Annotated in this window: 21 protein-coding genes and 3 tRNA genes; 23 read left to right on the top strand and 1 reads right to left on the bottom strand. The window is 71.9% G+C overall.

From position 1 onward, the window contains the following. Positions 1-33 precede the first annotated feature (33 nt). The 8 genes from rsmD to dprA all read left to right on the top strand — a co-directional run bounded on the left by rsmD (position 34) and on the right by dprA (position 6,649). Positions 34-594, top strand: a complete 561-nt coding sequence (rsmD, locus tag HZB25_00180; protein ID MBI5835637.1) for a 16S rRNA (guanine(966)-N(2))-methyltransferase RsmD — start codon at positions 34-36, stop codon at positions 592-594. Continuing rightward, on the top strand, positions 591-1,097 hold the full coding sequence (gene coaD / locus HZB25_00175; GenBank protein ID MBI5835636.1) for a pantetheine-phosphate adenylyltransferase: 507 nt from the start codon (positions 591-593) through the stop codon (positions 1,095-1,097). The genes rsmD and coaD overlap by 4 nt, the downstream gene beginning before the upstream one ends. A gap of 106 nt (positions 1,098-1,203) precedes the next feature. Then, positions 1,204-2,184 (top strand): phosphate acetyltransferase, encoded by a 981-nt coding sequence (pta, locus tag HZB25_00170; GenBank protein ID MBI5835635.1) that lies wholly within the window; start codon positions 1,204-1,206, stop codon positions 2,182-2,184. Further along, positions 2,184-3,392 carry a pyridoxal phosphate-dependent aminotransferase gene (locus HZB25_00165; protein ID MBI5835634.1) on the top strand — a complete coding sequence of 403 codons (1,209 nt, stop codon included), beginning with the start codon at positions 2,184-2,186 and terminating at the stop codon, positions 3,390-3,392. The genes pta and HZB25_00165 overlap by 1 nt, the downstream gene beginning before the upstream one ends. A gap of 19 nt (positions 3,393-3,411) precedes the next feature. Further along, a complete protein-coding gene (locus HZB25_00160) occupies positions 3,412-3,735 on the top strand; it encodes a zinc ribbon domain-containing protein (GenBank protein MBI5835633.1) in 324 nt (107 codons plus the stop codon). Positions 3,736-3,739: 4 nt separating this feature from the next. Then, complete coding sequence (obgE, locus tag HZB25_00155) at positions 3,740-4,729, top strand: GTPase ObgE (protein MBI5835632.1); 990 nt, start codon at positions 3,740-3,742, stop codon at positions 4,727-4,729. Positions 4,730-4,739: 10 nt separating this feature from the next. Then, the gene (locus HZB25_00150; GenBank protein MBI5835631.1) at positions 4,740-5,336 is read left to right on the top strand and encodes a HEAT repeat domain-containing protein; all 597 of its coding nucleotides are present in this window, start codon (positions 4,740-4,742) and stop codon (positions 5,334-5,336) included. A gap of 422 nt (positions 5,337-5,758) precedes the next feature. Continuing rightward, a complete protein-coding gene (gene dprA / locus HZB25_00145; GenBank protein ID MBI5835630.1) occupies positions 5,759-6,649 on the top strand; it encodes a DNA-protecting protein DprA in 891 nt (296 codons plus the stop codon). On the opposite strand, the gene HZB25_00140 is transcribed toward dprA, so the two are convergent. Further along, positions 6,646-6,972 carry a DUF3467 domain-containing protein gene (locus HZB25_00140; protein ID MBI5835629.1) on the bottom strand — a complete coding sequence of 109 codons (327 nt, stop codon included), beginning with the start codon at positions 6,970-6,972 and terminating at the stop codon, positions 6,646-6,648. The genes dprA and HZB25_00140 overlap by 4 nt on opposite strands. A 288-nt stretch (positions 6,973-7,260) precedes the next feature. Here HZB25_00140 and HZB25_00135 point away from each other — a divergent pair, with 288 nt between their 5' ends. The 15 genes from HZB25_00135 (at position 7,261) to dnaJ (ending at position 21,059) form a co-directional block, all read left to right on the top strand. Continuing rightward, positions 7,261-9,165 carry a GAF domain-containing protein gene (locus tag HZB25_00135; protein ID MBI5835628.1) on the top strand — a complete coding sequence of 635 codons (1,905 nt, stop codon included), beginning with the start codon at positions 7,261-7,263 and terminating at the stop codon, positions 9,163-9,165. Between the two features lie 44 nt (positions 9,166-9,209). Beyond that, the gene (locus tag HZB25_00130; protein MBI5835627.1) at positions 9,210-9,593 is read left to right on the top strand and encodes a response regulator; all 384 of its coding nucleotides are present in this window, start codon (positions 9,210-9,212) and stop codon (positions 9,591-9,593) included. Between the two features lie 54 nt (positions 9,594-9,647). Further along, positions 9,648-9,723: transfer RNA gene (locus HZB25_00125), tRNA-Phe, on the top strand. A gap of 50 nt (positions 9,724-9,773) precedes the next feature. Further along, positions 9,774-9,849 (top strand) — tRNA-Thr (locus tag HZB25_00120). A 76-nt stretch (positions 9,850-9,925) separates the two neighbouring features. Next, the gene (gene glmM / locus HZB25_00115; protein MBI5835626.1) at positions 9,926-11,278 is read left to right on the top strand and encodes a phosphoglucosamine mutase; all 1,353 of its coding nucleotides are present in this window, start codon (positions 9,926-9,928) and stop codon (positions 11,276-11,278) included. A 3-nt stretch (positions 11,279-11,281) separates the two neighbouring features. Then, the gene (gene glmS / locus HZB25_00110) at positions 11,282-13,108 is read left to right on the top strand and encodes a glutamine--fructose-6-phosphate transaminase (isomerizing) (protein ID MBI5835625.1); all 1,827 of its coding nucleotides are present in this window, start codon (positions 11,282-11,284) and stop codon (positions 13,106-13,108) included. Positions 13,109-13,215: 107 nt separating this feature from the next. Then, the gene (locus HZB25_00105) at positions 13,216-13,620 is read left to right on the top strand and encodes a reactive intermediate/imine deaminase (GenBank protein ID MBI5835624.1); all 405 of its coding nucleotides are present in this window, start codon (positions 13,216-13,218) and stop codon (positions 13,618-13,620) included. Between the two features lie 80 nt (positions 13,621-13,700). Then, entirely contained in the window at positions 13,701-14,675 is a 975-nt protein-coding gene (gene selD, locus HZB25_00100) for a selenide, water dikinase SelD (GenBank protein ID MBI5835623.1), read from the top strand. Between the two features lie 25 nt (positions 14,676-14,700). Then, positions 14,701-14,798, top strand: a tRNA-Sec gene (locus HZB25_00095). Continuing rightward, positions 14,785-15,675, top strand: coding sequence for a hypothetical protein (locus tag HZB25_00090; GenBank protein ID MBI5835622.1), 891 nt, complete (start codon positions 14,785-14,787; stop codon positions 15,673-15,675). Before HZB25_00095 ends, HZB25_00090 begins: the two co-directional genes overlap by 14 nt. Next, positions 15,672-17,474, top strand: coding sequence for an elongation factor 4 (gene lepA / locus HZB25_00085; protein MBI5835621.1), 1,803 nt, complete (start codon positions 15,672-15,674; stop codon positions 17,472-17,474). Before HZB25_00090 ends, lepA begins: the two co-directional genes overlap by 4 nt. Positions 17,475-17,587: 113 nt before the next feature. Beyond that, positions 17,588-18,166, top strand: a complete 579-nt coding sequence (gene lepB / locus HZB25_00080) for a signal peptidase I (GenBank protein ID MBI5835620.1) — start codon at positions 17,588-17,590, stop codon at positions 18,164-18,166. Further along, positions 18,138-19,325: a radical SAM family heme chaperone HemW gene (hemW, locus tag HZB25_00075; GenBank protein ID MBI5835619.1), complete on the top strand. Its 1,188-nt coding sequence runs from the start codon at positions 18,138-18,140 to the stop codon at positions 19,323-19,325. The genes lepB and hemW overlap by 29 nt, the downstream gene beginning before the upstream one ends. 13 nt (positions 19,326-19,338) lie before the next feature. Beyond that, positions 19,339-19,908: a nucleotide exchange factor GrpE gene (locus tag HZB25_00070; protein MBI5835618.1), complete on the top strand. Its 570-nt coding sequence runs from the start codon at positions 19,339-19,341 to the stop codon at positions 19,906-19,908. After that, complete coding sequence (gene dnaJ, locus HZB25_00065; protein MBI5835617.1) at positions 19,905-21,059, top strand: molecular chaperone DnaJ; 1,155 nt, start codon at positions 19,905-19,907, stop codon at positions 21,057-21,059. Before HZB25_00070 ends, dnaJ begins: the two co-directional genes overlap by 4 nt. Positions 21,060-21,100 lie beyond the last annotated feature (41 nt).

Genomic DNA, 21,100 nt, shown 5'->3' with positions numbered 1-21,100 from the left:
GACTTGTGTCCCGGATCCTGAGCACCCATGCCGCTGCGCATCACGGGCGGTGATCTGAGGGGCCGCGTCCTCTTCGGGGGGAGCGGCCGGGCGGTGCGCCCCACGCTGGGACAGGTGCGGGAGGCCCTCTTCAGCATCCTTGGCCCGCGGGTGCGCGGGGCCGGGGTGCTGGACCTGTTCGCCGGCAGCGGGGCGCTGTCGTTCGAGGCCCTCTCGCGCGGTGCGGCCCGCGCGGTGCTGCTGGAGCGGGACGCGCAGGCCCTGCGGGTGGTGCGGCGCAACATCGACTCCCTGGGACTATCCTCGAGCGCCGTGGCTCACCTGGCCGATTCCCGCCGCTGGGTGCGGTCGCATCCACTGCAGGAATTCGAGCTGCTGTTCCTGGATCCGCCCTACGCGGGCCCCGAGGGCATGGACGTGCTGCAGGCCCTGGGGGATGCGGAGCTGCACCCGGACGCGCTGGTGGTCTGGGAGCACGCGGTCCGATCCGGGCCGGGCGCGCCGGAGCGTGTGGGCCGACTGGCGAGGTTCCTGGACCGACGATACGGCGACACGGGACTGGCGATGTACCGCCGACCGGGGGAGGAAGCATGAGCGCACGCAAAGGCAGGCTGGCGATCTTCCCGGGCACCTTCGACCCGGTGACCTTCGGCCACCAGGACCTGGTGGAGCGCGCGCTGAGCCTGTTCGACCGCGTGCTGGTGGCGGTGGCCCCGCGCGACGAGAAAGGCGTGCTGTTCACCGTGGAGGAGCGCGTGGCCATGGTGCGGGAGGTCACCCGGGGACTGCGCCGGGTGGAGGTGGTGCCGTTCCGGGGGCTGCTGGTGGACTTCGCCAGCCGCATGGGCGCGGACGCCGTGGTGCGCGGCCTGCGCGCGGTGTCCGACTTCGAGTTCGAGTTTCAGATGGCGCTGATGAACCGCCGCCTGCGGCCCGGGCTGGAGACGGTGTTCCTGATGCCCAGCTCGCGCTACACCTACCTGAATTCCACGGTGGTCAAGGAGATCGCGCGCAACGGCGGCAGCGTGCGGGGCCTGGTGGCCCCGCTGGTGGCGCGGCGCATGAAGGCGAAGTTCGCCCTGAAGGCCCGCCGGTAGGCGCGGGCCGGGGCCGGGATATGGAGGGGATGAAGGGATGCGCAGGCCGAGCCACACGATCTTCGTGGGTGGGGTCCGGGGAAGGGGTTCCGGAGGGGACTCGCCGATGAACACGCTGGAGACGCTCAGGGCGCGCGCCGCGAGGCGGGATGCCCGGGTGGTGTTCCCCGAGGGCGAGGACCCGCGGATCCTGCAGGCGGCCGAGTGGCTGGCGGAGCGCAAGCTGGCCCGTCCCACGCTGATCGGGCGCGAGGCGGTGGTGCGCGCCGGGGCGCGCCAGCTGGGCCTCAAGCTGGTGGGAGTGAAGGTGGTGGACCCGGCGACCGCGGTCACCGCGGAACGGGTGCACCAGCTGCAGCTGCTCCTGGCGCTGGCCGACGAGCAGGAGGCCCGCGCCCGGCTGGCGCAGCCGATGTGGCTCGCCGCGCTGCTGGTGCGCTCGGGCGAGGCGGACGCCGGCGTGGGCGGGGCGGTGCACACCACCGCCGACGTGCTGCGCGCCGGGATCAAAGTGGTGGGGCTCAAGCCCGGCGTGAAGACCGTGTCCAGCTTCTTCCTCATGGAAGTGCCGGGCAGCCCGCCGCGGGTGCTGTTCTTCGCCGACTGCGGCGTGGTCCCGGCGCCCACGCCCGAGCAGCTCGCCGATATCGCGGTGAGCACCGCCGATTCGTTCGAGCGGCTCACCGGCGGCGTGCCGATGACGGCCTTTCTGGCGTTCTCCACGAAGGGGAGCGCGGAGCACCCCTCGGTGGACGCGATCCGCGCCGCATTGGCGATGGCGAAGGAGAAGGCCCCGGGGCGCGCGATGGACGGGGAGCTGCAGGCGGACGCGGCGCTGGTGGCGGCGGTGGGGGAGAAGAAGGCGCCCGGGAGCCCCGTGGCGGGTCGCGCGAACGTGCTGATCTTCCCCGACCTGCACTCGGGCAACATCGGGTACAAGCTGGTGGAACGGCTTGCGGGGGCGAGGGCGCTGGGGCCGATCGTGCAGGGCCTGGCCCGCCCCTTCTGTGACCTGTCGCGCGGGGCCTCGGCCGAGGACGTGTTCCACGTTGCGGTGGTGGCGGCCGTGCTCGCGGAGGAGCGGTGATGACGACCCAGAACCTGAGGCAGCTCTCGAACCGGGCGCGCTCCACGCCGCCCTCGCCGACCATCGCCATTGACGACGCGGCGCGCGATCTCAAGGCGAAGGGCGTGGACGTGCTCTCGCTGGGTGCGGGCCAGCCCGATTTCGACACCCCCGACGACATCAAGGAGTCGGGCATCGGCGCGATTCGCAAGGGCGAGACCCGGTACACCGGCGTGGCGGGCATCCCCGACCTCCGCAAGGCGGTGGCGGAGAAGCTGCGCCGGGAGAACGGCATCCCGGTCGAGCCCGGCCAGGTGATGGCCGCTGCCGGCGTGAAACCGGCACTGTTCCACGCGCTGCTGGCGCTGGTGGAGCCCGGTGACGAAGTGGTGATCCCCACGCCGTGCTGGCCCAGCTACCCGGAGATGGTGCGGCTGGCCGGCGGCGTGCCGGTGGAGGCGCCGCTCTCCGCCTCCAGCGGTTTCGCGCTGGACGCGGCCGCGCTGCGCGCGGCGTGCACCCCGCGCACGCGCGTCCTGATGGTGAACAGCCCCAACAACCCCACCGGCGCGGTGGCCTCCCGCGAATCGCTCGAGGCGGTGGGGCGGCTGGCGGTGGAGAAGGACCTGTGGGTGATCACCGACGAGATCTACGAGAAGCTGGTGTATGACGGCGCCGCGCACGTGAGCCTGGCGTCGCTGGCGCCGGAGTTCGCCGAGCGGTGCGTGACGCTGAACGGCTTCAGCAAGGCTTTCGCCATGACCGGCTGGCGGATCGGCTACGCGGCGGGGCCGCGGGACGTGATTGACGCCATGACCGCGCTGCAGAGCCAGACCTCGGGCAACTGCAGCTCGATCGCCCAGCGCGCCGCGGCGTTCGCGCTCACCGCCGCCCATCCCGCGAACCTGGCTGCCATGCAGGCGGCCTTCGCCGAACGCCGCGCCCTGGTGATGGCGGAGATCCGCACCTGGAAGCACGCGCGGATGCAGCCGCCGCCCGGCGCGTTCTACGCGTTCGTGGACCTGTCGGCCTACGCCGCGGCGCTGCCCGGCGGCGGGGGCTCGGTGGCCCTGGCGAAGCACCTGCTGGACACCGCACGCGTGGCCATCGTGCCGGGCGCGGCGTTCCTCGACGACCGCTACCAGCGCCTGTCGTACGCCGCTTCGGAGAGCGTGCTGCGCGAGGCTCTGGGCCGCATCAAGGCGTCGCTCCAGAAACTGAAGGCCTGAAAGGCGGAGAAGCACCACCATGCCCACGTACGAGTACCAGTGTGCCGACTGCGGCCACCGCTTCGAGAAGGTGCAGCCCATCACCGCCAGGGCTCTCACCCGGTGCCCCGAGTGCAAGGGCAGGGTGAAGCGGCTGGTGAGCGGCGGAGCGGGGCTGATCTTCAAGGGCTCCGGCTTCCACGCCACCGACTATCGCAGCGCCGGCTACAAGAAGAAGGCCCGCAGCGAGGACGGCGGGAAGGCCACGCCCGGCGCCGGCGACGGCTCCGGGAAGGCCACACCCAAGGCCGGCGACGGCGGCTCGTGCCCGCCCGGCGGCTGCGGCTCGTGCGGGCCCGCGTGATCGCGTGCTGATCGACCGCGTACGCATCCACGTCCTCGCCGGCCGCGGGGGCGACGGCTGCGCCAGCTTCCGCCGGGAGAAGTACGTGCCCAAGGGCGGGCCCGACGGCGGCGACGGCGGCGACGGCGGCAGCGTGGTGATGGTGGTGGACCCGCACATGCGCACGCTGCTGGACTTCCGCTACCACGAGCGCTTCGAGGCCGACCGCGGCGGGCACGGCATGGGCAAGAAGATGTACGGCAAGGCCGGCCGCGACCTGCGCATCCGCGTGCCCTCCGGCACCGTGGTGTACTCGGACCCGGCCGGCGAGGTGCTGGCCGACCTGGTGGACGCCGGCGCGGAGTTCGTGGCGGCGCGCGGCGGGCGCGGGGGCCGGGGCAACGCCCACTTCGCCACCCCCACCAACCGCGCCCCCCGGCGGGTGGAGCCCGGGCGGGCGGGGGAGGAATTCCGGCTCCGGCTGGAACTCAAGCTGATCGCCGACGTGGGGCTGGTGGGCCCGCCCAACGCCGGCAAGTCCACGCTGCTCTCGCGCGTCTCGGCGGCCCGGCCGAAGATCGCGGACTACCCGTTCACCACGCTGGAGCCCCACCTGGGCCTGGTGCAGCTGGACGGCGAGCGCAACTACCTCATGGCGGACATCCCCGGGCTGATCGAGGGCGCCAGCGCGGGCCGCGGCCTGGGACACGACTTCCTGCGCCACGTGGAGCGCACCCGGGTGCTGTTGATGATGGTGCCCGCCGATCACGAAGACCCGCCGGCGGCGGCGCGGATGCTCGAGGCGGAGCTGATGGCGTATAATCCCCTACTGGCGTCCAAGCCCCGGCTGCCGGTGCTGACCAAGTGCGACCTGCTGGCGCCCGGCGCGAAGGTGGGGGACTGGGCCGAAGGGCCGCCCCTGCGCATCTCCGCGCACACCGGCGACGGCCTGCCCGAGCTGCAGCAGCGCATCTGGACGGCGCTCGAAGAAGTTTCCAAGGCCACCCCCGTTTGAGGGAGAAGCATTGAAACGCGACGATGTTCGAAAGAAGCGGGCCCACGTGGACGAGCTGGTCCGCGCGCGCGGGGCGGAGGCCATCCCGGCCCTCACCGAGCTGCTGGGCCACGAGAGCTGGACGCTGCGCGAGAGCGCGGCGAAGGCGCTGACCGCCATGGGCCAGGACGCGGTGTCCGCGGTGCTGCCGCTGGCGCGCTCGGGATTGTGGTACAGCCGCGCGGGCGCGGCGCGGGTGCTGGGGGCGGTGGGCGGTTCGGAGTGCCTCGCGGTGCTCCTGGACATGCTGCTGGAGGAGAACCGCACCGTCAGCGAGTCGGCCGCCTCGGCGCTGGTGCACGTGTGCCGGCGCGGCGGAGTGACCTCCGTGGCGCGCGGCGTGTACGCGCGGAGCCCCTCGGACCGGGAGCCGGCGCTGCGCCTGCTCGAGGCCGGGGAGGCCGGGCTCGAGGAGAAGGTCCGGCGCCTGCTGGCCGACACGCAGCTCATGACGGTCAGGGAGGACGGCAGCGAGCTCTGGGAGCAGGGGGACACCGGCCGCAAGGGCGGCCTGGTGTGGGAGGTGCTCACCGGGGGCAAGGCGCAGCCTCCGGAAGCGGTGCGCTAGCCGCATCGGGGACCGGCCCGGGGCCGCCGCGCGGGGGCGCGGGGTGCCGGGCCGGGAATCACGGTCCGCGGGGCGGGCTTACAGGGTGGGGGGTTCGGGTGGACGCGACGGGGCGTGTTCTGGGCGCGGGGCTTTCGGGCCGCGCGCTTCGTGTTTTGGTGGAGAGCGGGGAGGGGCCGTTCGGGTGCGCGCGGTGGAGCGCGGCGCGGCTGGGGCGCGAGGGATTCTCCGAGGAGGAACAGCGGGCGCTGAAGGATGCCGTGCGGGCGGCGCGGGATGGGACGGGCCGGCCTGCGGCCGCGGGACAGCGGCCGGAACCCCCTGTGGATGCGCGAACCGGGGCGAGTTGCCCCGAGGACGTCGCGCCGGGCCCTGGAGTCACGGCGCCCGGCTCCGGGTTCGAGCCGCCGGGAGGTCGTCTCGTGACGGCGGCGGACCCGGAGTACCCGGAGCGCTTCTTCCGCCTGGAGCAGGCCCCCGCGGTGGTGTGGGTGCGCGGACGGCTGGAACCGGCGGCCCGCCGAGTGGCCTTGGTGGGCGCGCGGCGCGCCACGCGCGGCGGGCGGGCCTTCGCCCGCGACCTGGCGGCGGAGCTGGCGCGGGAGGGTGTGGAAGTGTGGAGCGGGCTGGCGCGGGGCGTGGACGCGGCCGCGCACGAGGGCGCCCTGGAAGCCGGGCGGACCGTGGCGGTGCTGGGCGCCGGCCTGGACGTGGTCTACCCGCCCGAGCACGCCGGCCTGCTGGAGCGGGTGTGCGCGCGGGGCGCGGCGTTGAGCGAGTTCGAGCCCGGCACGCAGCCGCTACCCTACCATTTTCCCCGGCGCAACCGGCTGATGGTGGCCGTCGCGGACGCGGTGCTGGTGGTGGAGGCGGGAGAGAGGTCGGGCGCGCTCACCACCGTGAACTGGGCGCTGGCCATGCAGGTGCCGGCGCTGGTGGCCCCGGGAGATCCCACCGCACCGTCGTGTCGCGGTTCGAACCAGCTCCTGCGCGCCGGCGCGACTCCGCTCCTGGATGCCTCGGACGTGCTGGCGGCGATGGGCTGGGGCTCCGCGTGCGGGAGGTGCGGGACGGGTGCGTCGGATGACCCCGCGCCCGAGTCCCTTCCGGAGGGCGGGGAGGGCCCGGAGCGCGAATGGCTGCTGCGGGCGCTGCGGCGCGAGCCGCAGCACGTGGACGAGCTGGCGAACGGCGGAAGCAGCGCCGGCGCGGTGCAGGCGGAGCTGGTGCGGCTGGAGCTGGAAGGCCGGGTGGAGGCGCTGGGCGGCGGCTACTACGCGCTGGCGCGCCGCGGTCCGCGCGGCCCCGGCTAGAACCCGATGCCGCGGGCCTGGGAGCCGGGGTCGCCGGGGATGTTGATCTTGCCGAAGCTCTCTTCGAACTTCTTCAGATTCTGCTCCAGCGCCTGCGACAGGAGCTTCGCGTGGTGCGGGGTCATGACGATGCGCGCGTACACGCGGCTCTTGGGGATTCCGGGCAGCACCCGCGCGAAATCCACGATGAATTCGGACGGCGAGTGCGCAATCAGGGCCAGGTTCGAATAGATCCCCTCGGCTTCCTTCTCCCCGAGCTCGATGTTAATGGATGGCTGGTTTTTGTCCTGGGGGCCGAAGGCCGCCGGTCCGTCACTGCCCATGCTCGACTCCTTGGGTTGGCGTAAGGGGTGGATCAGAAGGAAGTTAGAGGCGGGTCCGGAGGCTGTCAAGTCCCAATCGGAGAACGTCTTACCGGGATCCGTGGGGGTTGTGCCGGGGCCTGGAGGCCGGGAGGCGTTGCTGGAACGGAACTTGCGAAATTCCGGAGTGGACAGGTGCGGCCTTCCGACAGGCGGGCCGCCGGATGGGCTCAGACAGTGAAGCACGACCCCGAGTTCCGCTTTCGCCCCACCAGGGGCCGGAACGATCCCACAAAGGACCGCGACCCGATGGAACGCGCCCACGACCTCGAGCGTGAGCTGGCCGACCTGGAATTGCTGTTCCGGGTGGTCAACCTCATGCACGCCACCATGGAGCCCGAGCGCATCGCCCGGATCACGCTGACCGCGGTCACCGCGGGCACGGCGCTGGCGATGAACCGGGCGGCGATGTTGCTGGTGGACGAGGAGACCGGCACGCTGCGCGGGCACATGGCGGTGGGGCCTCCCTCGCGCGAGGCCGCCTACGAAATCTGGTCCACGCTGGAGCGGGAGCCCATGCCCCTGGAGGACCTGGTGCGCCTCGCGGTGGGCAGCTCGCCGGGGCCCGGCGACGCGGCCCTGACCGCGTGCGTGGCCGCGCTGAGCTATCCCGTCGCCAGCCTGCCCGAGGGCGTGCTGGCCCGGGCGCTGGCCGGTGAAGCGGGTTGCTTCGGCGCGCACGACCCGCTGCCGGCGGGGCTGCGCGACATGTTCGACGGCCCCACCGGGCTGGTGGTGCCGCTGCGCTCGGTGGACCGGGTCCTGGGAGTGGTGGTGGCCGACCGTTTCGCTGGCCAGCCCGGCGACGCGGGCGAGCGCCTGGCGCTGGCCGCCGAGGTGGCCCACCAGGCGGGCCTGGCCCTGGGCAATGCGCAGCAGCTCTCCGAAGTGCGCACGCGTGCCGCCCAGCTGGCCACCCTCCACGAGATCGGCAAGCACTTCCTGGGCGTGCAGGACTTGAAGAAGACCCTCGAGCTGCTGGTGCGCTGCGCGGCGGAGGTCACCTCGGCGCGTGGGGGCATCGCCTGGCTCTCGGCCGCCAGCGGGCTGGCGGTCCACTCGCGCTGGTGCGCGGGGGGCACGCAACCCGGCCCGGAGGTGGAGGCCTCCCTGGCCTCGCTGGCCACCGAGGCGGCCCGCCGCGGGGAACCGATCGCGGTGCGCGACCTCGAGGGTGAGCAGGTCGGGCGCGCCGCGCTGTGCGCGCCGCTGGTGGTTCGCGGCCGCGTGATCGGCGCGCTGGCGGTGTACGACCGCATGGCGCGCGCCAGCTTCGAGCTGCCGGCCTTCGACCGGCACGACCGGCAATTCCTGGGCACCCTGGCCGACCAGGCTGCCATCGCGGTGGACAACCTGCGGCTGCTCGACGGGACGCGCCGCCAGGAGATCCGGCTGCGCGAGACCCAGGCGCTGCTGCTGCGCAACGAGAAGCTCGCCGCGCTGGGGGAGATGAGCGCCAAGGTGGCCCACGAAATCCGCAACCCGCTGGCCGCCATCGGCGGCTTCGCCCGGCGCGTGACCCGCACGCTGGCCCAGACCGACCCCAACCGCGAACCCATGGAACTGGTGGTGCGCGAAACCGAGCGCCTGGAGCGGATCCTGACCGAGCAGCTGCAGTTCGCGCAGCTGTCGCAGCCGCGGGTGCGCCTGGAGGACCTGAACAAGGTGCTGGGGGAGACGCTGCAGTTGCTCGGGCCCACGCTGGGCGAGCGGAAGGTGCGCCTGGTGAAGCGGCTGGGCCCGGACATCCCCGAGCTGCTGCTGGACGCCGACAAGATCAAGCAGGTGCTGCTCAACATCCTGCAGAACGCGCTGCAGAACGTCTCCCACGGCGGCCGGATCAAGGTGGAGACCCGGCGGCTGCCGGAGCACGTGGAAGTGGACGTGGCCAATGACGGCCCCAAGATCCCGGGCGAGGTGATGGAACGCCTGTTCGTGCCGTTCTGCACCTCGCGCGAGAACGGCACCGGGCTGGGACTGGCGGTGGCCGACCAGATCGTGCGCGAGCACGGCGGCGAGATCCGGGTGCGCAGCGACGGCGACTGGGGCTGCGTGTTCTCGGTGGTGCTGCCGCTGAAGGGGAACGAAGACCGCCGGGAGGGCGCCGCGGACCGGCGCCGCCCGGCCCGCTCCGACCGGAAACAGGCGGCCTGAACCGACCGGGCCGGCGGCCCGGGAACCACAGAAAGGTGGCAGGTGTGAACGGGAAGAAGTCTCTCCTGATCGTGGAGGACGACGAGAGCCTGGTGGACCTCTACACGCTCGAGTTCGAGGACGAGGGCTACCGGGTGGTCTCGGCCGCCAGCGGCGAGGCGGCCCTGGAGCGGATCCGTTCCGATGCCGTGGACGTGGTGGTCCTGGACATCCGCATGTCCGGCATGGACGGCCTGACCACCCTGGGCGAGCTGCTGCGGGTCCGGCGGGACCTGCCGGTGGTGATCAACAGCGCCTACCCCGCATTCAAGCATGACTTCGGGGCCTGGGGCGCCGAGGCCTACGTGGTAAAGTCGGCGAACCTGGACGAGCTCAAGGCCCGGGTCCGCGAGGCGCTCCAGCGCCACGACCCCGCCCGCGCCGCCTAGGGCCCGGGGGATGTTGACCGGCCTCGGGACGATGTGGTAGCGTGACAGGGCTTTGCGACCCTAGCTCAGTTGGTAGAGCACCAGACTGAAAATCTGGGTGTCCCCAGTTCGATTCTGGGGGGTCGCACCATGTTTCCGCCCGGCCGTGCCCGCAGGGGGCGCGGCGGAATCGTTTCCGGAGCTGGTGTAGCTCAGCTGGTAGAGCAGCTCACTCGTAATGAGCAGGTCAGCGGTTCGATTCCGCTCACCAGCTCCATCCCTTGGAAACGACCCGGTCCGGTCCGGCCACCGCGCCGGCTCGGACCTTTCCTTTTTCGACCTGGACGGACCGCATGCCACTCGTGATCTCCGTCAGCGGCGCCCGGGGTGTGGTGGGCGACGGCCTGACCCCCGACCTGGTCTCCCGGCTCGCCGCGGCCCACGCCACCTTCTGCGGCGGGGGGCCCATCGCCATCGGCCGCGACTCGCGCGTTTCCGGCCCGCTGGTCCTGGCCGCCGCCGCGTGCGGCGTGCAGGCGGTGGGCGGCGATGTGCTGGTCCTGGGCATCGTGCCCACTCCCACGGTGCAGCTGGCGGTGGAGCAGCTGCCCGCCCGCGGCGGCCTGGTGGTGAGCGCCAGCCACAATCCCCCGGAATGGAACGCGCTCAAGTTCATCGGGCCCCAGGGCAGTTTCCTGTGCGCGCACGACGCCGCCCAGATGCTCCGGATCTTCGAGCAGGGCCTTCAGAAGTGGGCGCCCTACGACCGGCTGGGGGCCCTGCGCGAGCAACCCGGAGCCGCGGCGGCGCATCTGAAGCGCGTGCTGGGGCTCTCGTGCATTGACCCGGCGGCCATCCGGAAGCGTGCCTTCAAGGTGGTCCTGGACTGCGCCCACGGCGCCGGCGCGGTGGTGACCGCTCCGCTTCTCGAATCGCTGGGGTGTAGACTCACGGTGATGGCCGGCGAGCCCACGGGCCGCTTCTCGCGCGGCGCCGAACCGGTGCCCGAGAATCTCGGGGACCTGGGCGCCGAGGTGCGCCGGCTGGGAGCCGACCTGGGCCTCGCCCACGATCCGGACGCCGACCGGCTGGCGGTGGTGGACGAAACCGGCACCCCGATCGGCGAGGAGTACACCCTGGCGCTGGCCGCCGACCACGTCCTGGGGCTTGCCCCGGGCCCGGTGGTGATCAATCTTTCCACCAGCAACCTCACCGCCGAGGTGGCGCGCGCACACGGCTCGCAGCTGTTCCGCACCCCGGTGGGTGAGGCCCACGTGGTGCAGGGCATGCGGGAGCACGGAGCGGTGGTGGGCGGCGAGGGCAACGGCGGGCTGATTCTGCCCGAGTGCCACATGGGTCGCGACGGCTCGGCGGCGGCCGCGGTCCTGCTGGCCGGTCTGGCCAGGCGCGGCGGCACGCTGTCCGCCTGGGTCCGGTCGTTGCCGGCGTTTCACATCGTGAAGACGAAGCAGGCCGGCCGCGCCGCGCCGGAGCGGCTGCGCGAGGCCGTGAAGACCGCGTTCCCGGACGGGCGCTTCGACGAGCGCGACGGTATCCGGGTGGACTACGAGGACGCGTGGGTGCAACTGCGCGCCTCGGGGACGGAACCCATCAGCCGCATCCTGGCCGAGGCCCGCGAGGCCGGCCGGGCGGCGGACCTGTGCCGCCGCGCCGAGCAGGCGTGGCGGACGGCCCTGGAGGTGTAGAGCATGTGCGGGATCGTAGGCTACGTCGGCAACCGCAACGGGGTGCCCATGCTGCTCGAGGGCATCAAGCGCATGGAGTACCGCGGCTATGACTCCTCCGGCGTGGCGGTGCTCGAGGACGGCGCCCTGCGCGTGGTGAAGGCGGCGGGGAAGATCCGCATGCTCGAGGAGCGCCTGCGGGGCAACACCCCCGCGGGCACCACCGGCATCGCCCACACCCGGTGGGCCACCCACGGCGAGCCCAACGACGTGAACGCCCACCCCCACATGGACGGGCGCAGGCGCATCGCGCTGGCCCACAATGGCATCATCGAGAATTACCAGGTGCTGCGCCAGATGCTGGAGAGCGAGGGCCACGTCTTCGACAGCCAGACCGACACGGAAGTGCTGGTCCACCTGGTGGAGAAGTTCCACAAGGGTCCGCTGGAGGAGGCGGTGTGCCAGGCGCTGCAGATGGTGGAAGGCACCTACGGCATCGCCGTGATCAGCAGCGACGAGCCGGGCAAGCTGGTGGGCGCGCGCCTGGGCAGCCCGCTGGTGGTGGGCCTCAACGACGAGGAGAACTACCTGGCCTCCGACGTCGCGGCCCTGCTGGCGCACACCAAGCGCGTGGTGTACCTGGACGACGGGGAAGTGGTGGTGGTCACCCGCGACGGGTTCCAGACCATGACCGTGGACCGCGACAAGGTGAGCAAGGACGTGACCGAGGTGAGCTGGAACCTCTCCGAGGTGGAGAAGGGCGGCTTCGCCCACTTCATGCTCAAGGAGATCTTCGAGCAGCCGACCTCGATCGAGAACGGCATCCGCGGCCGCGTGCAGCCCGACGAGGGCACCGCCAAGCTGGGCGGCCTCAACATGACCGACGAGGAGCTGCGGCGCATCGAGCGGATCATCATCCTGGGCTGCGGCACCAGCTGGCATGCGGGCATGATCGGTGAGTACATGCTCGAGGACCAGGCGCGCATCCCGGTGGAAGTGGAGTACGCCTCCGAGTTCCGCTACCGCAACCCCATCATCCGGCCCAACACGGTGGTCCTGGTGGTGAGCCAGTCCGGGGAGACCGCCGACACGCTGGCCGCCATGCGCGAGGCCCGGCGCAAGGGCGCCCGCTCGCTGGGCATCTGCAACGTGGTGGGCTCCACCATCGCCCGCGAGTCGGACGGCGGCGTGTACATCCACGCCGGCCCGGAGATCGGGGTGGCCTCCACCAAGGCGTTCACCTCGCAGGTGACCGCGCTGGCGGTGCTGACGCTGCAGCTGGGACGCCTCCACGAGATGAGCCGCGAGGACGGCGTGCGCATCGCCCGCGCGCTGAAGGCGCTGCCGGGCCAGGTGGACGAGATCCTCAAGCGCCACCGCGAGGTCGAGACCATCGCCCGGCTGTACTCGCACCACAACAACTTCCTGTACCTGGGGCGCGGCTACAACTTCCCGGTGGCCCTGGAGGGCGCGCTCAAGCTCAAGGAGATCTCCTACATCCACGCCGAGGGCTACCCGGCCGCGGAGATGAAGCACGGCCCCATCGCGTTGATTGACGACAACATGCCGGTCGTGTTTATCTGCACGCAGGACAGCGCGTACGAGAAGGTGGTCAGCAACATGGAGGAAGTGCGCGCGCGGCGGGGCAAGATCATCGCCGTGGCCACCGAGGGCGACGACCAGGTGCGCAAGCGGGCCGACCACGTGATCTACATCCCGCGCACCGAGGACATGCTCACGCCGGTGCTCTCGGTGATCCCCCTGCAGCTGATGGCCTACTACATGGCCGTGGCGCGCGGCTGCGACGTGGACCAGCCCCGCAACCTGGCCAAGAGCGTCACGGTAGAATAGGGGCGGCCGCCCGGCCGTCCCGGCACAGCCGCCGGCTTCCGACGTTTCGGGGACGGCCGGCCCGTTGCCCCGGATGACGCCCGCGTCCTCCGCGGGCGGGAGATCCCATGCGGAACCTTCAACCGGTGAAGACGGACCAGGCCCCCGCGGCCATCGGCCCCTACAGCCAGGGCATGGCGGTCAACGCCACGCCCCAGGGCATCACCCGGCCCGTGGCCACTGCCGGGCAGCTGGGCCTGGACCCCGCCACCGGGGAGATGGTGCCCGGGGGGGTGCAGGCCGAGACGGAGCGGGCCCTGAAGAACCTGGCCGCCATCCTGGCCGCCCAGGAGATGACCCTGGCCAACGTGGTGAAGACCACCGTGTTCCTCGCGGACATGGGCGAGTTCACCGCCATGAACGAGGTGTACGCGCGTCACTTCGGCGAGTCGCCGCCGGCCCGCTCCACCGTGGCGGTGCTGGGGCTGCCCAAGGCGGCGCGTGTGGAAATCGAGGCATGGGCCGCCCGCTGAACCGGCGCGACCTGGCCCGCGTGCGCCTCACCGCGCAGGTGGAGTGCGCAGGCTGAGCCGCCAAGCTCGGGCCGGGGGTCCTGGCCCGTGTGCTCAAGAGCCTGCCACGGAGGCGCGCCTCCTCGCGCGTGCTGGTGGGCCCCGAGACGTGGGACGACGCCGGCGTGTACCGGCTGTCGGCCACGGAAGCACTGGTGCAAACGGTGGATTTCTTCACCCCGGTGCTGGACTCGCCGCGCGACTTCGGCGCGGTGGCCGCGACCAACGCGCTCTCCGACGTGTACGCCATGGGCGGCCGGCCGGTGACCGCGCTGGGCCTGCTGGGAGTGCCGGCCACCGGCGTGAGCGACGCTTCGGTGGCGCAGATCCTGCGCGGCGGCAACGAGGTGATGCGCCGCGCGGGGGTGGAGGTCATCGGCGGGCACTCGATCAAGGACCGCGAGCTGAAGTTCGGCTACGCGGTCACGGGGCTGGTGCACCCCCGCCGGGTGGTCACCAACGCGGGTGCCGCGCCCGGCAACGTGCTGGTGCTCACCAAGCCGCTGGGCACCGGCGTGCTGACCACCGCGCTCAAGCGGGGGCTGTTGCCGCCGGCGCTGCTGCGCCGGGTCACCGCGCTGATGCGATCCCTGAACGCGGGGGCCGCGCGCGCCATGCTGGCCGCCGGCGCGCGCGCCGCCACGGATGTCACCGGCTACGGCCTGCTGGGCCACGCGCGGAACATCGCCGCCGCCAGCGGGGTCACGCTGGAGATCGACGCCTCGAGGGTGATGCTGCTGCCCGGCGTGGAGGAGTACCTGGCGGCCGGCTGCTTCCCGGGCGGGCTCACGGCCAACCTGGAATTCGTTTCACCCCTCACGGGCTTCGCCGCGCATGTGCCGCTGGAGCTCCGGCGGGCGCTATGCGACCCGCAGACCAGCGGCGGGCTGCTGATCGCGGTGCCGCGGTCCCGGCTGGGCCGGCTGCTGGACGGGTTGCGGCGCGGCAAGGTGCGCGAGGCGCACGTCGTCGGGCGGGCGCTGCGCCGCGGGCGGAAGCTCCTGCGGGTGGTCTGATGCCGGAGGCCGCGGTGGTTCCTTCGGGAGTGGGTAGGGTCTGGTGACCCTCCAGGACTTCAAATCCTCGTGTGCGGCGTGGTTCACGTCGTGGGTGGGTTCGATTCCCATGCACTCCCGCCATCTTCTGATCCTGCCGGCGCTGCTGGCCGCCTGCGCGCTGGCGGTGCCGGCGGCGGCAACGGCCGAACGGGAGCCGCCGGCCCGGCCCGCGGCGGCAGCCTCGGGAGCGGCGGAGGCGCCGGATTCCGCTGCCGCCATCGTCGGCGTACGCGCCCCCACCGATACCTCGGGCCTCATCCACGGCCCGCGGCCGCCCCGGCTGAGGCTGCCGACCTCCCGCCTGCCCGGCAATCCGGATACCCTGGGGGCGTTCCCGGACAGCCTGCCCGGGGACTCCACCGCCGTGGACACCGCCTCCGGCGCAGGCCCGGGCCGTGGCGCCGGGCACGCGCCAAATCTCCTCTCCGCAGCGGATTCCGCCGTGGCGTTCCCGGTCTACGAGAAGCCCGGCGAGGCCGATCCGCGCTTCGCGCCGGGGGCATCTTCCGACTCGACCCCGCCGCCGGCAATCGCGTATCCTAGGCCCAAGCCGTACTCGGTCATGCTGCGCTCGGCGCTGCTCCCCGGCTGGGGGCAGCTGACCAACGGCAAGTGGTGGAAGGCGGTCCTGGTCGCCGGCCTGGAGGGATACCTCGCGGGATCGGCGGTGTCGGCGGGGCGGGACGTGGGGCGGGCCGAAGACAGCCTGCGCGCCGCGCCCACCCTGGACGACAGCCTGAGCATCGGGATCTCCCTGCAGAGCGCCCGCGACCGGCGCGCCGGGTTCATCTGGTGGACCGTCGGCGCGGTCGGACTGTCCATGCTGGACGCCTACGTGGATGCCCACTTCAAGAACTTCGACGTGACACCGGTGACGGCCCTTCCGGGCCGGCGCGGGCAGGCGTTCCTGGGCCTGCGCGTGGGCTGGCGTCGCGGCAGCGCGCACGGAGCGGAATGACACCGGATCGCTTTCGCAACTTCTGTATCATCGCCCACATTGACCACGGGAAGTCCACCCTGGCGGACCGCCTGCTGGAGGCGACGCACACGCTGCGCAAGAGCGAGATGATGGCGCAGGTCCTGGACGACATGGACCTGGAGCGCGAGCGCGGCATCACCATCAAGTCACACCCCATCTCCATGGACTACACCGCGCGCGACGGCACGGAGTACATCCTGAACCTCATCGACACGCCGGGGCACGTGGACTTCAGCTACGAGGTGTCGCGCAGCCTGGCCGCCTGCGAGGGGGCCCTGCTGCTCGTGGACGCCACGCAGGGGGTGCAGGCCCAGACCATTTCGAACCTGTTCCTGGGACTGGACCAGGGCCTGACCATCCTGCCGGTGATCAACAAGGTGGACATGCCCGCGGCGCGCCCGGACGAGGTGGAGCAGGAGATCCGCGACACCCTGGGGCTGGACCCGGAGCACATCGCGCGGGTGAGCGCCAAGCAGGGCACCGGGATCGACGAACTGCTGGAGCTGGTGGTGCGGGACCTGCCGGCGCCCAGGGGCGACGCCGGCGATCCGCTGCGCGCTCTCATCTTCGACTCCCAGTTCGACCCCTACCGCGGGGTGATCGTGTACGTGCGGGTGATGGAGGGCACGGTCAAGCCGGGCGGGCACATCCGGCTGCTGTCCAACGGCGAGGAGTTCGAGGTGGGCGAGGTGGGCCACTTCAAGATGAGCTTCGAGCCGCGCTCCGAGCTGGTGGCGGGGGAGGTGGGCTACGTGGTGGCGGGCATGAAGGAGGTGCGCGACGTCACCGTGGGCGACACGGTGTGCGACGCCGGCGCCACCGGGACCCTGCCGCTGCCGGGATACCGCCCCATGAAGCCGATGGTGTTCAGCGGCCTGTACCCGGTGAACACCGACGACTACGAGCTGCTGCGCGACTCGCTGCTGAAGCTCATCCTGAACGACTCCTCGCTGAAGTACACCCCGGAGACCTCCATCGCGCTCGGGTTCGGGTTCCGGTGCGGGTTCCTGGGCCTGCTGCACATGGAGATCGTCCAGGAACGACTCCGCCGCGAGTACGGCGTGAACCTGCTGGCCACCGTGCCCAGCGTGGAGTACCACGTGCTGCGCAGCGACGGGACCCTGGCGGTGGTGGACAACCCGGTGCTGATGCCCGACCCCACCGTGATCGAGGAGATCGAGGAGCCGGTGGTCAAGGCCACGGTGCTGGTGCCCTCGGACTACGTGGGCAACATCATGCAGCTGGCCCAGGAGCGGCGTGGGATCTTCGGCGGCATGGAGTACCTCGACACGCGCCGGGTGCGCCTCAATTACACGCTGCCCCTGAGCGAGATCGTGCTCGATTTCTACGACCGCCTGAAGTCGCTGTCCAAGGGGTACGCGAGCTTCGACTACGAACCGTGCGGTTACCAGGCCGCCGACCTGGTGAAGATGGACATCCTCCTGAACGGCGAGCCGGTGGACGCGCTCTCGGCGATCGTGCACCGCGACAAGGCGCACGACTGGGGCCGTCACATCGCCAGCCGGCTCAAGGAGCTGATTCCCCGGCACATGTTCCAGGTGGCGATCCAGGCCGCCATCGGCGGGCGGGTGGTGGCGCGCGAGACCATCGGCGCCATGCGCAAGAACGTGATCGCCAAGTGCTACGGCGGCGACATCACGCGTAAGCGCAAGCTGCTGGAGAAACAAAAGGAAGGCAAGCGTCGTATGAAGCAGATAGGGCGCGTGGAGGTCCCGCAGGAGGCCTTCCTCGCGGTCCTCAAGGTGGACAAGCCCTGAACCAGGAGGCCGGTTTGGCAGGCAAGGCTCGAGCGGGCGCAGGAAGGAAATCCGGGGTGAGGGAATACGCCGAAGCGATCCTGTTCGCGGTGGTGCTCACCGTGATCATCCGCATGGTGGTGCTCCAGGCGTTCCGAATCCCGTCCGCGTCCATGGAGGACACCCTGCTGGTGGGCGACTTCCTGTTCGTGAACAAGTTCCTCTACGGCGCGAAGATCACCGTGCCGTTCACCGACAAGCTGCTGTTCCAGCTGCCCCGGATCCGCGACCCCCGCCACGGCGACGTGATCGTGTTCCGCAATCCCATGGACCCCTCCCAGGACTACATCAAGCGCTGCGAGGGCGTCCCCGGCGACGTGATCGAGATGCGCAACAAGCAGCTCTATCGCAACGGCGCCCCGGTGGTCGAGGGCTACGTGCACCACATCTACCCGGATACCATCCCCCGCGAGGTGGCGCCCCGCGACAACTTCGGCCCGTTCACGGTGCGGCCGGGCCACTTCTTCATGATGGGCGACAACCGCGACGACAGCCAGGACAGCCGCTTCTTCGGCGACGTGGATGGCCAGTTGCTGAAGGGCAAGGCCATCTTCATCTACTGGTCCTGGGACAGCACGCCCGTGGGCGAGGTCCTGGGCGGGCCCGTCCCGAAGGGACTGAGGTTTGGGCGGCTCCTCAACCTCGTCCGCTGATTTCGGCGCGCCCGCGGCCGCGGGCGTGTACGCGCACGTCCCGTTCTGCCGGACCCTCTGCCCCTACTGCGACTTCACCATCGCGCGCAGCGACCCCGACGCGCACGCCGGGCTGGCGCGCGCGCTGCTGGGGGAGTGGCGCCGGCGCGGCGGAGGCCTGCGTCCCCGCACGGTGTACTTCGGAGGCGGCACCCCCACGGAACTCCCCGCGGAGCTGCTCACGGGCCTGGTGCGCGAGCTGTGCGCCGCCGGCACCGCCGTGGAAGTGACCGTGGAGGCCAACCCGGAGAGCGCCACCCCCGCGACGCTGCGGGCGCTGCGATCCGCGGGCGTCACGCGGCTCAGCCTGGGGGTGCAGTCCACGCGCGCCCACCTGCTGGAGCTCCTGGGCCGCGGGCACGGCGCCGGCGGCGCGAGGGCGGCGTTCGACGCGGCGCGCGAGGCCGGCTTCGATTCGGTGAACGTGGACCTGATGTTCGGTCTGCCGGGCCAGGCCGACGCCGATTGGGCCGGCACGCTGGACGAGGTGCTCGCCTGGCGGCCCGATCACGTGTCGGCCTACGCCCTGGAGCTCAACCCCCGCGTGCCGATGGCCCGCCGGATCGAGTCCGGCAGGGTGGCCCCGCTGTCGGAGCAGCAGGCGGGGCGGCACTACGAGCACCTGTGCGCCCGGATGCGCGGGGCGGGCTGGCGCCACTACGAGATCTCCAACTTCTGCCTGCCGGGCCACGAGTCGGCGCACAACCTGGGCTACTGGCAGGACCGGCCGTACCTGGGGCTGGGCCCGGGCGCGCACAGCTTCGACGGCCGGGACCGTTCCTGGAACGTGCGCCCGCACCGGGTGTACGCCCGGCGCATCGAAGCCGGGGGCGACGCCGAGGAGGGCCGCGAGACTCCCACGCCGGAGCAGCGGCGGCTGGAGCGGCTGTTCCTGGCGCTGCGGACCGCCGGGGGAGTGGAGTTGGGCTCGCTGGGCCCCGGGGCGGAAGCCGCAGCCGGGAAGTGGGCCGGACTCCAGGACACCGACCGTGTGACCTGCGCGGCCGGGCGGCTGAGCCTCACCGAGGCCGGCTTCTGGTATTCTCAGACCCTGACCGCCGACCTGGCGTCGGCGCTGCCTCCGTTGCCCGGCGATGAGCCCGGGGACGGCATCCGGTAGGAGGATGGCATTCGTGACCCGAGACCCCGTGAAACCTCCGGACGCTCCGGAACTCGAAACCCGTGACGACGAGGCGGGCGGCACGGCCGCACCGGCCGCCGCCGACGCGTCCGGCGCCCCCGTGGAGACCGGCGCTCCCGGGCCGGAGGACTATCGCGACCGCTGGATGCGGGCCGCTGCGGAGCTGGACAACTACCGCCGCCGCACGCTCCGGGAACGCGAGGAATGGAACCACCGCCGCACCACAGAGATCTTCGACGACCTGCTGCGCGTGCGGGACGACTTCGAGCGGGCCCTGGCACACGCGCCCGAGGGCGGCGACGACCCGGTGCTCTCCGGCTTCCGCCTGGTGTACCGACACCTCGTGGAGTTCTGCGAGCGCCACGGCGTGACTCCCTTCGAGTCCGCGGGGGAGCCGTTCGACCCGGACCTGCACGACGCCATCCTCCAGGTGCGCCGTCCCGGCGTGGAGCCGGACACGGTGGTGGAAGTCGTGCTGCCGGGCTACAGGCTCGGTGAGCGGGTGCTGCGCCACGCGCGGGTGGTGGTGTCCACTTCCGATCCCGGGGAGACCGTCCCGTGAGCCGGCGCGACTACTACGAAGTCCTGGGCGTGCCGCGGGGCTCCGACGAGGACGACATCAAGAAGGCCTACCGGAAGCTGGCGCGGGAACACCACCCCGACGTGAACCCGGGGGACAAGAGCGCCGAGGAGAAGTTCAAGGAGGCCACCGAGGCCTACGAGGTGCTGCGCGACCCGGACAAGCGCGCGCGCTACGACCAGTTCGGCCATGCCGCCACCGGTGGCGGCGCGCAGGGCTTCCCCGGCGGGGCCGAGTTCAACATGGAGGACGCGCTGCGCGCCTTCATGCGCGACTTCGGCGGCATGGACTTCGGGGACCTCTTCGCGGGCGGCCGGCCCGGCCAGGGCCGGCGGGGCGAGGCGCGCGGCGCGGACCTGCAGGCGCGCGTGGAAGTCTCGCTGGAAGAGATCGCCACCGGGGTGAAGAAGACGCTGCGCATCCGGCGGCAGAAGAAGTGCGAGCACTGCGCCGGCGGCGGCTCGGAGCCGGGCCGTCACACGGAGAGCTGCCCGGCGTGCCACGGCAGCGGCGAGGTGCGCCAGGTGCAGCGGACGTTCTTCGGGCAGTTCGTGAACGTGGCGCCCTGCGCGCGCTGCGGGGGCACCGGCAAGCTGGTCACGCACCCGTGCAAGGAGTGCGGTGGGGAGGGCCGGGTCCGGGCGCAGGACACGGTGGTGGTGACAGTCCCGCCGGGCGTGCAGTCCGGGAATTACATCCGGCTGCAGGGCATGGGGGACGCGGGCCCACGCGGCGGACATGCCGGCGACCTGCTGGTGGTGCTCGAGGAGAGCCCGCACGAGGTGTTCGAGCGGGACGGCAACGACCTGCTGTGCCAGGTGTCGGTAACGGTGTCGCAGGCCGCCCTCGGCACGGAGCTGGAGATTCCCACGCTAACGGGGAAGGCCCGCGTGAAGGTGCCCGCGGGCACCCAGTCGGGCAAGGTGTTCCGCCTGGCCGGCAAGGGGCTGCGCGGACTTAATGGGCGGGGGCACGGCGACCAGTTGGTCCGGGTGGTTATCTGGACGCCCACGCGGCTGAGCCAGCGCGAACGCGAGCTGCTCGAGGAGTTGGGCCGGCTGGAGGCGGACAAGGTCCCCAAGCCCACCAAAGGCTTCTTCGAGCGGGTCCGGGACGCCTTCGGAGCTCCTTGAGGCCCGCTCGCGGAAGCGAGTGTAACATGTGCACTGTCATA

The sequence above is a fragment of the Candidatus Eisenbacteria bacterium genome, assembly GCA_016235265.1.
Taxonomy (GTDB): Bacteria; Eisenbacteria; RBG-16-71-46; order RBG-16-71-46; family JACRLI01; genus JACRLI01.
The sequence above is the reverse complement of the archived record's forward strand: the minus strand, read 5'-3'. Positions and strand labels throughout refer to the sequence as shown.